Here is a 15,019-nt window from a genome sequence, read left to right as displayed (position 1 = left end):
GTACGACACTCACGGCCATCAAAGATGGCATCCCCAGTAATACGGTGGAGGTGAATGTGTCGGCAGCGATCATTACTGCCATTCAAGTGACCCCTTCGCCTGTGAATATTGCGAAAGGTCAGACTGACCAGTTAATCGCCATAGCGACATTCAGTGATGCAACCTCGTCTGACGTCTCTAGCTCAGTGACGTGGGCTCCTGTCGATACAGCGACGGCAACCGTGTCATCAACCGGTTTACTGTCTGCGGTTGAAACGGGTGGTACGACACTCACGGCCATCAAAGATGGCATCCCCAGTAATACGGTGGAGGTGAATGTGTGTAACTTGGCTGGTACATGTATTGATATCTACGATAGAGGTAGTGGTAAGTTGCTTACCAATTCACCATCAGCGGCCTATCTAGACAGCATTGGCGGTAGTGCTACAAACGGTACTCATACTGAAAACGGAAATTCCGGCCCAGTTGGTGGTGCTTTTTATCTATTCGACTGGAATAACGCAAATGCACTGTGTACTACCTACAACACCCATAGTCTCGGCGGACGAACTAACTGGCGTTTAGCAACAAGAGACGAGTTAAAAACGGAGCTATACGACGCATTCGGCCCGATGTTTATCGCGCGCGGTTGGCCGACCACCTACTACTATTGGTCGGTGACTCCTGATGGTTCTCTCTATTACGACGTGGACCTCGTCAATGGCTACGTCTTCAGCAACCAGCCGAGCCTCACGGGCTACGTATCTTGCGTCTCAAATCCTTAAAGTTGAGCGTTTAGAGTTTAACGTTTTAATTTTTAATTTTAGTTTTTGAAGTGCCAGAGTTGCATCTGGCACTTTTTTAGGGGGGGGGGGAAGATAAGTGAATATTGAAACTAAATTAGCATTGGTTGAAAGCAGTCAACGTATTGTTGGCATAAAAGAGGGGATGTTTGTACGTTTCTATGAGCAATCACTCTTTGGTTGGCAGCAGTGGGTATCTAAACAGGACCAATTACCGACATTGAAGGTGTTAAAGAAAAAGGTTAAGAAATTGGGTCATGACTCCAACATGGTGAGCTTGAGTTAGAATGGTAGTCCCTCAACTCTGAATTAAAAATTATGGCTACTATTCAAGTTAACGGCGTTGTTGATCAAATCAATCTAGAGACAAAGCTACGCCGTCTATCGCTAACCGTTAGCTTCTAACAGGCATACCTATAGTTATAACTTTGTTTATAGCTTTGACATTTTCCATGATTTCACCCACTTGAGCGTTGTAACATCTCAAACTCAATTTACCGCTCGTTAGCCCTTTGTATCTGGACATCGCAGTCTCGGATATTGAGCGATCGTGATAACCAGACTGTACTTTCCACTCCGCTATTTTGCCATTCTTAAGCGCATTTACCGCTTCATTTCTGGGGTGACTCTCTTCCCAAAGCGCAGCATTCTTTCGAGGTGGTATCAACGGGGTACAACCTTTCTTTTTCAGAGTCTCATGGCAATGTTTGGTATCATATGCGCCATCGCCTGATACTGCGTGAACCTTTCTGCGTAAAGGATTAAGTAATGTCGGTAGTACTTCGCTATCGCCAACATTAACAAGACTGACTTCTGCACTAATGGTTTCGTGGGTATCGACATCAACAGCTAAGTGCAGTTTGCGCTATGTTCTGCGTTTCTCTGCCCCGTGTTTTTTCACCTTCCACTCTCCCTCACCAAAAACTTTGAGACCAGTTGAGTCAATGGCTATATGGCGAATAGCCCCTCTAGATTTATTACGATATTTGACCTGAACCGTCTTCGAACGCTTGCTTATACAAGTGTAATATGGAGAACTCAAAGGGACATCTATTAGTTCAAAAATAGAGTCGATGAAACCTTGAAGAGCACGCAGAGGTAGGGAGAAGATACCCTTAATCATCAAAGCTGTTTCAAGCGCTGTATCAGAATACTGGAAGCCTCTACCACGTTTACCGTGATGGGTTTTGCATTGCCATGCATCCACGGCTGAATCATCAATCCAAAACGTAACAGAGCCACGCTTGCGCAGAGCCTGATTGTATTCAGCCCAGTTAGTTATTTTCTTTTTAGCCTTACCCATGTTACCACCGTTTTAACTACCACATAGGATCAGATCGCAGGAATTAGAAAAGGTTCAACTGATTTAGGCAACAACGCCCCTCAGAAATGCCCCAAAATGAGCTTCAGTACGAATTGTTGTTCCAGAAAGTTCACTAGCTTGGATATGTAAAAAGTAATGTATGGTAACAATCAAGACCTGCCCCCATACATGCTGCTAATCTATCTCATGTATAGAAAAATGATTAGACAGGTAATCACGATGCCCATTTATGATTTCAAGATGGTCTAATGATAGTCCTTGAGACACGACTAATTGATTGAACAAATGACTTATGTGCTGTAAATATTTCTTAACATCCGATTGGTTATTGGGGTCGCCTACGTAGCATTTCCCAGCATTGAAAAATTGATAGTAGCTACATTTATCAGCCAGTTCATTTAAAGTGCAGTTTTTAACGTCAATAGACTTTATGACTTGGTTTGTCTTATAAAGGACTGTTAGTACATCCAAAGGACCAGTATTTAGATGGATATAGCTCGGCTTTTCATCTGAGTAGCCGTAGTCAAACAAAGCGTCAATGAACCCCTTTTCGCTGAAGAAAGTTGTTCGATTTGGAATTGGAACCTTTTCCAACTTGCAATACTCATGTAATCGAGACGAGACACGACCGATTAAGAACAAAGAGGATACTGGTTGCAGTATGTTGAGAGTTACGGGTTTGAAACTAGGGTCGGTAGTGTTTGATATATCACCTACCCCATACAGCCTAAAGCATGTAACGTGCAGTGATTTGAAAGCGGAACTAATACCATAATCAATGTTTAAAATATCAGGGCTTACTTCAGAGTGCTCAATAATTGTTTTTTGATAGTCATGTATATGGTGCTCAACTTCGAATAATGGGAACCCAGTTTGTAGGTTATGCGGCTCAATAGTGGGCTTAAATTCTTTTGAAATATAGTCTGTAAATAGCGACTTATGTAGCTTTCTTTTGAACTGAAAAGTAATCTCAAAATTTTCAGCTTCTACTATCTCCTGAAGATGCTTATCAAAATTATCAAAGTGACTATTTTCTGCTTGAGTTAGCCATTGCTGACGTTCAAAGTCAAAACGCTCTAGATTGTGATTCATTTGTTGCATATGCTGCGTCGCTAAGAAGACTAATGTTCCAACAGTGCCAGCAGCTGCAACCCATGTTGCTAAGTCTCCGTAATTTGTAACCGCAGCTAATGACGAGCCAAAGATAACAGCAACGATTAGAGTAATTAGCCACACAACATTCTTCATTTGTATTGTATCCGTCTAAGCAGAGAAGTAGCGTATTATACCGCATTATCAATTACTTATTGGATTGTTAATTGAACTGGTATAAAAATGATTGCATCATAGAGGGAAGAAAACAGCTGTGAGTCGGCTAATAAGCGTTAACTGTATTGAAGTTCAGAGGTAGTAAATGATCTTATACAAATATGTAGGCTTTCAGGCTGCAATCTCCATGATTGAGTCGTCAACCTTAGGTTTCAGCCGTGTTTTAGACCTAAATGATCCCTTTGAGGGTACATCAATTTGCGCATTGGATAATCATGGTATGACAGACAATTTGGTTGTGAATGCAATTAAAGAACGTTTGTCAGCTAAATTTGGTGTCTTGTCGTTAACAAGACAGCCGTTAAACTCTTTAATGTGGGCGCATTATGGTCAATCGCATACGGGGGTTGTGATTGGTATTGACTGTGAAAAAGCGGGTTTAACCGATCCTGATACATCCTCAATTCCAGTGAGTTTTGGGGATGTAATATACTCAGCAACAAAGCCGTTCCATCCTGTGAATATGGACATTTTGGCTGAAAATTTAGCTTTATCCCATTTTGAGCCTCATTCGTATAATTTGTTGTCTCGTGCGTTTTTGCATAAATCCTTAGAATGGGGTTACGAAGAGGAGGTTAGGGTTGTAAAAGACATCACTGACTCAAACGGAAATTTTGTAAGTAAGCGAAGACCCGCTGAGTTTTCAAACCATTCAGGAAATTGGAATCAAATTTTAATCGAGGGTGAAGGGCGTACAATTCCTTGTTTAAGTGTTCCGCAAGAATCGTTCGTTAAAGTTTATATTGGTCGCCACGCTTATAAACAAGTTTCGCACTTTAAAAACTTCTCACATGAAGAGTTCCAAGCCACGTTGCAAGGTTGGGCTAACCTAGGCATTGAGGTAAACGGCTGTCGTACAGATGTTAGGTCTTGGAAACTTGAGGCTCAGCGTTTGGAACAGTACAGTTAGCGAGCTTGTAAGGTTTCAAGATACTTTTTCTTATCTATTCGGATAACTTTAGTGCTATTGCACTAACTAATTTGTGTCCAGAGGCTTCATAGACCTGAATTTTGACTCGTGGCACTTTCTAACTCGAAAGTGCCCCAAACTTTGTTAGTCCCAATGAACTTACCGTCTGGCGAACATTGCAGTAGACCCAATTAATCTAATCCGTACTTTGGGCGCTTATACGGAAACTTTCCGTTTTTCTACCCCGAAATCCTCTTTCGATTCACATAACAGGTTGATGCTAATTGAGTTTCATAATGTGTGCCAGCATCATAGATGGAATGCAAACACGGGAAAGTTTCGTCTAATAAGCTTTAGGCCTCAGAGTATATATGACTAGTTATAATGGATACATTCAGCGTCTATCAAAGAAAGTCGTTGCAAGATTAAATGATATTGAAGCTATCTATAATTTTGACTTAGGAGATGAATTTGAAATAGCTATGTGCCACCTGTTATCGGATTTTTTACCTGAAAAGTTTGGTGTCTGCAGAGGATTTGTAATTAGCGAAAGTGGTGAGCTTGCCGGAGACGATCTTATCATTTTTGATAAAATGTCTTTTCCTGTACTTAGACCGATGCATGGAAATAATTTCTCTATCAAACAACAAATTCCGATTGAAGCTGTATATTCTTATATTGAATGTAAAAACTCTATAAATGATGAACTTGTATTTGATAAAGCATTGTCTCAAGTCAGAGCCGTAAAAAACCTTATCTTGCAGCGCGCTGTGAAAAATAACCCTGACTTTGAAACAAATGGACCTATTTATAATAATAAACCTAGAGATTGGCCAAGGAATTTTCCTAAGCGAAAGAACCAGCCCTTTTGCGCTATTATTTCTAAGAGTTCAAATGGTTTTTTCCCTGATAAAGTTATGGTAGATCCTAGTAACCCTGACCTCATGATATTAGGGGAAGATAGAGTAGCTACACAAACTGTGAACCTTGGCTCTGACGGGATAAAAAGCGCTCTCTTTTACGATGAGGATTACTGGTTTAGTTTGGCAATTGAAGAGGTAAAAGGCGATGCATTTGGTATCGGTATTGTTACGTTACTTCACGCACTCGGCTGGATTGAACTTCTACCAATTGAATGGGGCGGGCCTCTTAATAGAGCTTATTGGGATGCTCTATCCAATAAGGCCTAACAAAGGTTTTCAAGACGGACTCGTAACAGCTTGCTGGGTCCACTTCGTTTCACATTTTAGCAAGCTATTACTCTCAGCTTAAAACAGCGTTATCTCTTTTGAGGAATATATGAAAATAGAACAAGGTTATACTGAGCTTTTGTTAAAGCCATTAGAAGACAGTGCTGTACCTAATATGAAGGAATACCTCGGTGCATATCGCCCAATTAATTGTGATACTATTTCCATAAAATCAGGAGCTTAGCGCTATGGAAATCATTCACTTATCAGATTTACACTTTGGCGATGCACAAGCTCCATTTAGTGAAAGAGAGCTTTCTGAAGCTTTGTCTAAGTATATTTTAGAAAATACAGATAACCCAGTTATCGTTATTAGCGGCGACATAACGATAAAAGGGCAAGCTTGTGGCTATGAAATAGCCTCTACTTTTGTAGGTGATCTAATGTCTCTTGGCAAAATAAATAAAGAAAACTTGTGTATTTGCCCTGGTAATCACGACATTGTTGATGGCGATTTTCAAGCGTTTGACAGGTTTGTATATGGGCTTAGACGTGATCACAATTTAGATTTCAGCGATGATACTTATAAAGTTATAGCCATCCAAGACATGCTTTTCGTGGTATTGAATAGTTCTTATCATTTAAATCACACTTTTGGATTGGTGGATGACCGTTGCTTTGATGTGGATCTATCAGAGTATGGTGATATGAAAAAAATTCTCGTTTTTCATCATCATATTATTAGTCAGTTTGACGGTGATACGTCTGCAATTAGGAATGGATATGATTTAGTTCAGTTTATGGAGAAAAACAGATTCTGTTTAGCACTTCATGGACATCAGCATACAGAGCAACGTTACCACCTAGGAAAGAGTTCTACCCCTGTAATTTCAGCACGAAGTGGCAACTTTGAACAGTCGGGTTATTTGAATGCGTTTAATCACTACAAGATTACAAATGATGAAGTCATAATAGATAGCTTTGTATTTGAAAAAGCGAGAAGAGAAGTAAAGATTATAAAGTTGGCGAGGTAAACTATTTTGGAACTAGAATATAAACAAACAGCATCGCTTGAAACTGTTGCAAGTGATGCTTGTGCTGCGATCGAAGCAAACGGTTATAAGATTAATTTGTTGTTGTCTTATGAGCTTCCTGCCCAAGACCTCGTAAGGAATGCACTGTCTGATGTTCAAGATAAAGCGCAACAGTGGAACGCTGATAAATGCCCAGAAAACTTATACTTTAACCATGGGCAGTTTAAGGTTGATGGTGTAGATAATATTATTAATGAGCTCAAAGAAAAGCCATCTAGTAATAGAGCACTGTATTCATTGATTGACCAAAAAACCATAATGGGCTCTGGAGATAGTCCCATTCCTTCTTTTATGTTGTTTCAAAGTATCCTTGAAGATGAAACGTTATATTGCAATGTGTACTTGAGAGCCCTAGAAGTTAGTACGTTCTTGAGGATTAACTTAGAAGAAATTAGATTAAATATTGAAAAAATCGCCAGGTCATCACTGTCGTTCACTACGGTGAGACTAGTAATTCTAGCTTGTCGAGCTCATCACGTACCAAACTTTAATCCTTTGGAGAAACCGAACTTAGATTTGATGAGCCAGTATCAGATTCTTAATATGATGAAGGATGATCGACCTAAATTTATACGACATGTTGAACAAATGGCCGAAGTCCAAACAGTGCTAAGTAGTACTTCTATTCAACATATTCTCGAACTTGTTGAAGGTGAATGGGATCAAGCAAATAAACCTCGGCTGATTTCTTTGTTAAAAATAACTATAGGTTTAATTAATCAGTTAGAAGAATGTCGAAAACAGCACTCTCATGATGATCAGCTCAAAGAATTGAGTAGCTTAATATCTAACAACTTAAAGCTTATAGCTGAGGAATTTGCCAAATGAGCCTTACCTTGAAAGAAATATGTAAACGACAAAAGCAATTCGACAAACAAACCTCAATTAAGGGTAAATCATTCTATACAGATATCGATGGAACAAACCTTCAGGAACTTGAACATTTGATTGTTTGTATGCTTGGTGAGTTAGGAGAGTTTTCCAACTTAACGAAAAAGATCGTTCGAGGAGATAAATCCTTAAATGACTCTAAGTCAGATCTGGATGAAGAGCTGGTCGATACTTTCATTTATCTGATAAAAATCGCTAATCAATTTGATGTTGACCTAGAGAAAGGTTTTTTGAATAAACTCGCCAAAAACCAAAAGAGATTTGGGGGCTTAGAGTGAAGCTATATCAAGGTGATAGTTGTAACCGTTTATACATAAGTGCACTCAAAGACTGCTTAGCTGTAAATTCACCTACTCCTTCTCGCGTAGGAATGGTCTATGATCTTGGCCCTGTCGCTTTTGAGTTGACTCCTGGCAGGCTCAATTTACTAACTCTTAATAAGAGAGCTTTAAATCCTTTCTTTGCTATTGCTGAAGCTGCTTGGGTTGTTGGAGGACTCAATAGTTTAGACACATTGAACTACTATCTGAAAACATATGACAGTTTCTCTGATGATGGAGTGAGCCTCAATGGGGCTTACGGCTATAGGTTAAGAAATCACTTTGGTTATGATCAGCTTGAGTTTGTGATAAAAGAACTAAAAACCACACCTGATTCACGTCGATGTATTCTGAACATGTACTCCCCAGATGACCTAATTAATAACACATCCAAGGACATACCATGTAATACATCAATAATGATAAAAATTAGAAATGGTGCTTTGGACTTTACTGTTACAAATAGGTCTAATGATATCCACTGGGGCGTTCCATATAACTTTTTTGTGTTTCAAGTTTTACATTGTTACTTAGCGCAAAAAATCGGAGTTGAAGTTGGGTATCAGCGTCACTTTACAGATTCTTTGCATTTATATGAAAGAGACATAGCGGCGGTTACAGAAGTATTGAAGCATTCCGGGGATATTTTTGACACCGAAAGTGATAAGACTCTTGATCTCGTATATATGATTTTAGCGGAAATTGAAAATATTAATCAAAAGAAGTTTTCATGCATACAAGAAAAATCTTTACGTGAAGCATATGTAAATTATGAGCAGTTTAGGTGTAGTAAAAGCCTGTTTAGTTTTGAAAATAAAACAGGCAATGCGGTACTAGACTTCTTGACTTCTGATTGGCTGAGTAAGTATGCGAAAGAGTAAGTGTTTATTAGCGTATAACTCATGCGAGCTTTAGCATTTATTGGCATTACAGCCAATGAAACCGGAAAACAAGTTGTTTACATCATTTTCCCCAAATAGCCGTTTTTCTTATGTCTGGCCAGGATTTTGTGATACTGGCCTACACTCAGGTATCACCATTAGCAATGCCTTCGTTGGTAATTCATGCTGATTGATAGGTATAGAACTCATGGGGTCGCGTCTTGCTTTTTGCTTGTCAAAGTTTCCCATACTTTAGTTAATCCGTTGTTTTCTAAATTAGCAAAGTAACTGACACGTTTTTGTCCAGAAACGTGTTAAATACCTATGTATATATGTGATGGAAAATTAGTGGGGTAAATTAGACCTGATATTTACACCGTTCAACCAGAGTAACACAATCATTCCTTATATTTACTCCGAAGTTGGTGAGCCTCTCGGAACGGTCGATGACTTCAACGGTTTGTAGAAACTTATCTGTGAATGAGAGCTTGTTATTAGCTTCGTTGTAGTGGCTGATTATATCGGTTTTTTTTAGTTCAATATCTGGATTGGCAAGTAACTGATTAAACCCATAAATAGTGCGCGCTAAAACAAACATAGCATGGAAAACGCCGCTTATTGGTCGTTCGTCTTTTCTAAACGGGGTATAAAATAGGCCGTGATCGTTTGTTATGATTTTATCTTGATACCATAGCTGGTACAGCAAGTTGTGTGCGGTTTCGTGGATGATATGTTCAGCCAGGCGACTCCAGTGTTCAACGTCGCTTTTTAGATAGCGAATATTAAACATCCCTAGCATACTTAGATAGCTGCCAGCGTTCACATGAGGTGAACTCATAATGTGTATTTGAGATATCACCGTTTCTACCTCTTTATACAGAGTAGAACAGGACTGCTTAATGTAAGATAAGCATCTATTTATTTCTTCTAAAGTGTGCTGAAATTGTTCACTACTAGGTGACACTATGCCTTGATTTCTCTTTGCTAAATGCTCTCCATAACATTTTAGATGATCTTCCGCTATCAGAGCTTGAAGGATGCCATTCGTAAATATCTGGTATCGTTTACCAAATGGCACAATTTCGAGGGGTTTATCGCTGACCTCTTTTAGCTCAGTTAACATGTGGTTAAATACTCTTTGAGGCTCAAACTTTGCATCTTCCACGTTCCTTACAATGAACTCATGGTAAAGAAGGGCTTGCGGCATGTTTTTGCGTAAAGCCTCTCTATTTTGAGCCAAGAAGGATTTAAGTTTCGTATCATTAAGGCCTGAGAATTGGTGAAGATAATTAAAACTTTTAGTAAGGGAGTCCAAATTTCGGTTAATAATAAAATCAGCATTAGATGAGTTAGGGATAGCCCAGTTTACCGTTGTAATTTCCATTTATCTAAATGCCTTTGGGTAGTGTTGTGTGTAATAGTGCTCAAGAGTGTCATCGTTTTGTTTGAGTGCTTGTACTGACTCTTTTGAGAAAATAATAAATGTTAAAGAAAGGATTATGAGCCCCCCCATAACCCTGACAAGGTTATTGATATCAAGTTGTGTGTTATCCAGTATATAACTGAAAGTTAGGCTACCAATTGGAATGCTAAGTATACATAACATAAAGATGGCTGACTCAATTCGAGCTTTATATTCGTGAGGCACAGCGTGACCTCTCAAAGAGCTAAAGGGAATTCCCTTGATTGTTAAACCCATACCTGAGCAGAACAGAGCAAATACTTTGATATAAGCATCTTCAAATGTAGCGAAGGCGAACACCCCTAGACCAATTAGACACCCACCAAATAATACTTGATGGTATCGATTAAATATAGTTGTTGCTTTGATTGATATAGTTCCTCCTAATATCATTCCTACTGCTATCGCTGACTCAAATAATACGACATATCCCACATTGTTATTGAGTTCACGTAGTACATATATTGGAATTATAATTGACACTAAAGGAGTTAGAATGAAGTTCCCTACCAGTGCGGATAGACAAAACATAACTTCTGGCTTTAGGTTTTTAATGCTGCGGAACCCCTGTGTTAATTGGAGAGCTTTATTATGTTCCCCTCCGAACTCTGTGCTTTTTTTAGGGAAGGACATTAATAGGATTAAAATTAGTGAAGTAAGGTAGAGTGCTGTGGTGACATAAAGAGAAATCTCTACACCAATGGCGTAAATTACCCCCCCTCCAATTACAACACCGATGATGACTTGTAGCGAGTTCAAGGTCGAAGACAGACCAATCGCTTTTGTTAAACCTTCCTTGTCTATTAATAATGGAATAATACTATTGGGTGCTGCTGATATAGCACTGTTAAAAGCGGACAAGATAGAGACGAAGATAATACAACTTATCAATGATTCATAGTTGTAGGACAATAAAATAGAAGCTACGAGAGAACCGAAAATAGAAACTAAAATAATGGTTTTTTTTGAGTATATATCAAGTAAAAAACCAGATATAGGCAGGAAGAAAATGTTGGTTATCCACATGATGGCAACTAAAAATCCGACATTCTCAGATTGCCCAAAAGATTGTACTAACGCCCATATAATTACAACCGTTGTACTTCGAAAAGCCACAATGGAAGCCAGATGAGAAAAAATATATAGATAGTAGTTCATCAACTAGCCTCCATTACTAGATCACGTTTAGTTTTCGACGACCTTTAGGACTGCTGAGCCGCTTTGGTGTACCGAAAATAGTTTTAATTTATCTAGTTTTTTCATGACGCATTTCCTTATATTTTTTATGGATCAATCTTTATTTAAAGAGCACCAGAGGAAATAGAGAGTCACTAAACTTTTGTGTGTATGTGTGCATTCTCATCTCTTTCGCCAGTGTTAATATCTTTAGCAAGAATAGAATAAATTGTATAAGAGCTAGAGATTAATAATTTAAATTTAATTTATTTTTTTTGAGAGGGTTGATGGCGGAGTAGTTGGCGCGATTGTAGTTCTAGAATCTTGTTATTTCTAGCCTGTATTTTGGGGGTGAAAGTGCCCCTGTATAAGAGTAATTTGGTGTTAATGTAAAAACAGTGTGGTCAAATCTACACCCCAACCCCTTTCAATAGGGGCGTTTTTCATCGATAATCCAAGCTCTTAGTGAAAACAAAAACCAACCGGATACTTTGTAAGAAGTGCCCCTGTATTTTCAATTCTTCACCACACACCACGCTAAATCGTAAACGATTTAAATGATTGTCTGTGATGAATTTAAAACCTATAAAAACAATGACTTATGCTTAATAGTGGAGGCGAAATAGAGCGTGAAAAAATTTTCAAAATCTCAACTAATTAGCCGCTGAAATCCCAGTGTGAAAATATGTAATTACATTGAATTATCATTGGCGCCTTTCTGTGTAAGGGATTGTGGTGATTTCAATCTAAATTCAATGGGATTTAATTAAATTGTTATTTATCCCTTTATCGGTAAGGTTGTAGCGGTTTTTTCAAAACTAAGTACAATGGGTTTACATTGAGAATTTATTGGATTTCATTGAGGCTTAAAGGTGGGCTTCATTGACATTCATTGAGGAGAAAAAGCTAAATTATGTCACGTTCTTACCCTTTACAAAGCTCCCTTCGAGGGAAGCTAGAGCAAGATTTTAAGAAGTTCAGAGACAGAGAAAAGTTAAGTGATGCCGAGGCAACTCGTCAGCTTTTTACCTTGGCGTTGCGTATCAAACTGAATGACAGTGACGATGAGCGGCCGTCGAACCGTGAGTTGATGGAAGAAACGTATCGTAGAGTTAGGCAGGTACAAGGCGTGCTAAATTTAAATTTGGCGCATAGCTTTGATGGGGAGGGGTATTATAAGAATAAAGCGGATTCGATTGAGCAAAGAAAATCCAACACCGCTTTGGTTGATAAAAGCGTCGATGAATATCTTGAAGGCGAAAAAAAAGGGTAGCCATTGGCTACCCTCTTATTATCGCTCTAACTCTCTGTCGATTTCTCTGTCTTCCCACTGACTCTCTTTCTCTGAGTGATTAAATTCCATCTCTTGTTGAGGTGAATATTCTTTTGGCTCAAAGTGGTCGAGTGATTGGCTGTCGGTTTCTTTTTTCTCATTATAGTTGAGGGTGTCTAATTCGCTCTCTTGATGAGAAGTGTGCGCCTCATTTAATTCAATGTTATGTGCGCTGTTATCTCGCTCTAATTTGTTAATGCACGATTTAATGTCCTCTTTAAGATTATCGTCGGACATGAATTGGATGTCTCGGCCATTAAAGTTCTCGACGATTTTTTCAATGTTGTTCGGGTTTAAATCGTGGTTGCCGTGATTTAATACAATAATGATGTTCTGTCTTAGTTCATCGGTGGAGATGTTTTGAATGTCGTTCTTATGATTGACATTGATAATGTCAATCTGCCCTTGAGTTTGGTCTCGAATTAAGAATGAGTTTTCAATTGAGGTACTGATGATGGTGGTATTTAAATTCTCTCCTTGATGGAATTGGGTTAATTGTTTGGACTTTGTGCCTAGGGTTCTTGGGTTAATGTCTAGGGAGGTATCTTTATTTCCTTGAGTGTCTAAATAGGTCACTTCAATGGCTTTGGTTTCGCCTTCTTTATTGTGGATGTTGGTTAGCATTGCAGGGTGAAAGGATTTGTCTTCGGATGAATAGACCGCCGGGTGGAACTTAACCTGGTTATTTTCAATGTTATTGACACCGAGCTTGTTTAAGTACGTTTGGGCCAGTGTGTTATCCATCGGTAAGCTTTGATTGATATAATCTTTAGCCCGTTCTTCAAACTGCGCAATATGCCTAGGTGTGGTGTTGAGTAATTTTTCGTGCTTACTGTTTTCCTCCAATTGATATTTGTCCGGTTCGTTTAGCATCTTGTTCGCTTCATTCATCGCTGCTTTATAGCCCATTTCCTTATGACTCATTATAAGGTTAATCAATGCGCCTTTTTCGCCTGTGGTGTAGTCTTTAAAATACCCACGATGTTCTCCAGTTAGGGTCACTTTAATCGCGGAAGGACCTATGCCAAAGGTTAAGTAATCACGGTCTGATTTAGATTGGTTAGGCTTGCCTAATAACTGAACGGCGAGACTTTCGGTGTATTTGGGTAGTTGCGTATTGATGTGCTCCCTAAATGTGTTGTAGTCAAAGTCACCGCTTTTATTTTGGAATCGGACGTCCTCATGAGGCAGAGCATTACGGTTAAAGTATGTGGTGTCTTTGGGTGGGATTTGGTTAAGGGTTTTTATTGCACTGGCTTTATGGCTCTCTTTAGAGAGCCAGCTTTTGACCAATTGTTTTGTGTTGTCGGTATAGAGCCGAATGTGCTGACTGGCACGAGTCACATCGATACCGGCGCGTCTTAAGTTGGTCAGTGCGCCTTTGCTTTGTATCGCGCTAATGACGTGTTGATAGGTGGATCCTTGCGCCATGTCTGCGGTTCGACTGTAGGCGTAGTCCCAGTGCCCGTCTTTAAGCGCATTAGGGTTAAGGCTGAGTGTTTGTCCTGTCTTAGATTGAGCGATAACACTGTCTGTATTCGCTTGCGTGATGCGGTACTCCACGTTGGCTTTAATGCCGCGCTCTTTATCGGTAAAACGGGTGATGATTTTATCGCCGGTTGAAAGTGGCTTTTCTGACGTAGAGAACAGGGTGGTGAAACGGTGATCACGGTTACGCGGTAAGAACGGCCTTGTCTTACCTGTACTTGCGTCTTGAAGTGTTACTACGCCATGCTCAGAATCCACGTGAGTGATTGCCGCGTACTCACCGGGCTTGGTGCTCAGTATCAAGCCTTTTTGATACGGCATCATGGTGGTGAGCTCTTCCCCCGTCGCGCCGATTGAGCGTAGCCTCGTTGCGATGACGTTCTCTTTGCCTAACTCACTCTTTTTCATTAAACCGACACGGATGTGTTCGGTGATGGTGTCTCGCTCCTGGTTGGTGTACGCGATAATCAGTGTGTTGTCTCGCGTTTCGGGGGTGCGCTCTAAATAGTCTTTGGCGACCACATAAGGCAGCTTCTCTGTGGCGGTGAGCTGCGCTCTGCGTCGGTCTTTGTCGTTTTCATCCAGCGTAGAAATGACATGCTGGCTGTTGCCCTGGGTGTCAGGGGTTTGCTGCTGGAGTTTGTCTAGGGCGCTGAGCGGCTGTTTATCAATGGTGTTTTGCTGTGCATTGTGCAAGATGTCATTTTGTGGACGTACCATATCGGTCATGTAAGCGGTATCGATGCGACCTTGGCTCATGGCCAGCTCAAAGGGTTTACCGGCACTGAGTGACAATAACTGCTCTTTATCGCCCAATTTGACTGTTTTGGACTGACTGT

At 39.8% G+C, this 15,019-nt stretch carries 13 protein-coding genes and 2 pseudogenes; 10 read left to right on the top strand and 5 right to left on the bottom strand.

Going from position 1 to position 15,019, the window contains the following annotated elements; genetic code table 11:
- Both AB4653_RS01125 and AB4653_RS01120 read left to right on the top strand, forming a co-directional pair.
- Window positions 1-764, top strand: a 764-nt coding sequence (locus AB4653_RS01125) for a DUF1566 domain-containing protein (protein WP_372103119.1), incomplete at its 5' end; no start/stop codon positions are given.
- Window positions 765-861: 97 nt separating this feature from the next.
- Window positions 862-1,068, top strand: coding sequence for a hypothetical protein (locus tag AB4653_RS01120; RefSeq protein ID WP_102258143.1), 207 nt, complete (start codon window positions 862-864; stop codon window positions 1,066-1,068).
- A 108-nt stretch (window positions 1,069-1,176) separates the two neighbouring features.
- On the opposite strand, the pseudogene AB4653_RS01115 reads toward AB4653_RS01120, so the two are convergent.
- Both AB4653_RS01115 and AB4653_RS01110 read right to left on the bottom strand, forming a co-directional pair.
- Window positions 1,177-2,085, bottom strand: a pseudogene (locus AB4653_RS01115) (IS5 family transposase).
- A 195-nt stretch (window positions 2,086-2,280) separates the two neighbouring features.
- Window positions 2,281-3,354 (bottom strand): hypothetical protein, encoded by a 1,074-nt coding sequence (locus AB4653_RS01110; RefSeq protein ID WP_102258144.1) that lies wholly within the window; start codon window positions 3,352-3,354, stop codon window positions 2,281-2,283.
- 166 nt (window positions 3,355-3,520) lie between these two features.
- Here AB4653_RS01110 and AB4653_RS01105 point away from each other — a divergent pair, with 166 nt between their 5' ends.
- From AB4653_RS01105 to AB4653_RS01075, 7 genes are all read left to right on the top strand, one after another.
- A complete protein-coding gene (locus AB4653_RS01105) occupies window positions 3,521-4,345 on the top strand; it encodes a DUF2971 domain-containing protein (RefSeq protein WP_102258145.1) in 825 nt (274 codons plus the stop codon).
- Between the two features lie 371 nt (window positions 4,346-4,716).
- On the top strand, window positions 4,717-5,535 hold the full coding sequence (locus AB4653_RS01100) for a DUF6602 domain-containing protein (RefSeq protein ID WP_102258146.1): 819 nt from the start codon (window positions 4,717-4,719) through the stop codon (window positions 5,533-5,535).
- A gap of 109 nt (window positions 5,536-5,644) precedes the next feature.
- Window positions 5,645-5,779 (top strand): hypothetical protein, encoded by a 135-nt coding sequence (locus AB4653_RS01095; RefSeq protein ID WP_258184164.1) that lies wholly within the window; start codon window positions 5,645-5,647, stop codon window positions 5,777-5,779.
- Between the two features lie 4 nt (window positions 5,780-5,783).
- Window positions 5,784-6,569 (top strand): metallophosphoesterase, encoded by a 786-nt coding sequence (locus AB4653_RS01090; protein ID WP_102258147.1) that lies wholly within the window; start codon window positions 5,784-5,786, stop codon window positions 6,567-6,569.
- A gap of 6 nt (window positions 6,570-6,575) precedes the next feature.
- On the top strand, window positions 6,576-7,457 hold the full coding sequence (locus AB4653_RS01085; RefSeq protein ID WP_198592111.1) for a hypothetical protein: 882 nt from the start codon (window positions 6,576-6,578) through the stop codon (window positions 7,455-7,457).
- Entirely contained in the window at window positions 7,454-7,798 is a 345-nt protein-coding gene (locus tag AB4653_RS01080) for a MazG nucleotide pyrophosphohydrolase domain-containing protein (protein ID WP_102258149.1), read from the top strand. Before AB4653_RS01085 ends, AB4653_RS01080 begins: the two co-directional genes overlap by 4 nt.
- The gene (locus AB4653_RS01075; protein WP_102258150.1) at window positions 7,795-8,721 is read left to right on the top strand and encodes a thymidylate synthase; all 927 of its coding nucleotides are present in this window, start codon (window positions 7,795-7,797) and stop codon (window positions 8,719-8,721) included. Before AB4653_RS01080 ends, AB4653_RS01075 begins: the two co-directional genes overlap by 4 nt.
- 358 nt (window positions 8,722-9,079) lie before the next feature.
- On the opposite strand, the gene AB4653_RS01070 is transcribed toward AB4653_RS01075, so the two are convergent.
- The gene (locus tag AB4653_RS01070) at window positions 9,080-10,105 is read right to left on the bottom strand and encodes an aKG-HExxH-type peptide beta-hydroxylase (protein ID WP_102258151.1); all 1,026 of its coding nucleotides are present in this window, start codon (window positions 10,103-10,105) and stop codon (window positions 9,080-9,082) included.
- A complete protein-coding gene (locus AB4653_RS01065) occupies window positions 10,106-11,341 on the bottom strand; it encodes an MFS transporter (RefSeq protein WP_102258152.1) in 1,236 nt (411 codons plus the stop codon).
- Between the two features lie 931 nt (window positions 11,342-12,272).
- Here AB4653_RS01065 and AB4653_RS01060 point away from each other — a divergent pair.
- Window positions 12,273-12,632, top strand: a complete 360-nt coding sequence (locus AB4653_RS01060) for a hypothetical protein (protein WP_016790675.1) — start codon at window positions 12,273-12,275, stop codon at window positions 12,630-12,632.
- 18 nt (window positions 12,633-12,650) lie between these two features.
- Here AB4653_RS01060 and AB4653_RS01055 read toward each other — a convergent pair.
- A pseudogene (locus AB4653_RS01055) lies at window positions 12,651-15,019 on the bottom strand (conjugative transfer relaxase/helicase TraI); the annotation flags it as partial.

It is taken from the genome of Vibrio sp. 10N.222.48.A3, assembly GCF_041475345.1.
Classification (GTDB): Bacteria; Pseudomonadota; Gammaproteobacteria; order Enterobacterales; family Vibrionaceae; genus Vibrio; species Vibrio tasmaniensis_A.
Note: the sequence above shows the minus strand (reverse complement) of the source record. Positions and strands in the feature narration are given on the sequence as shown.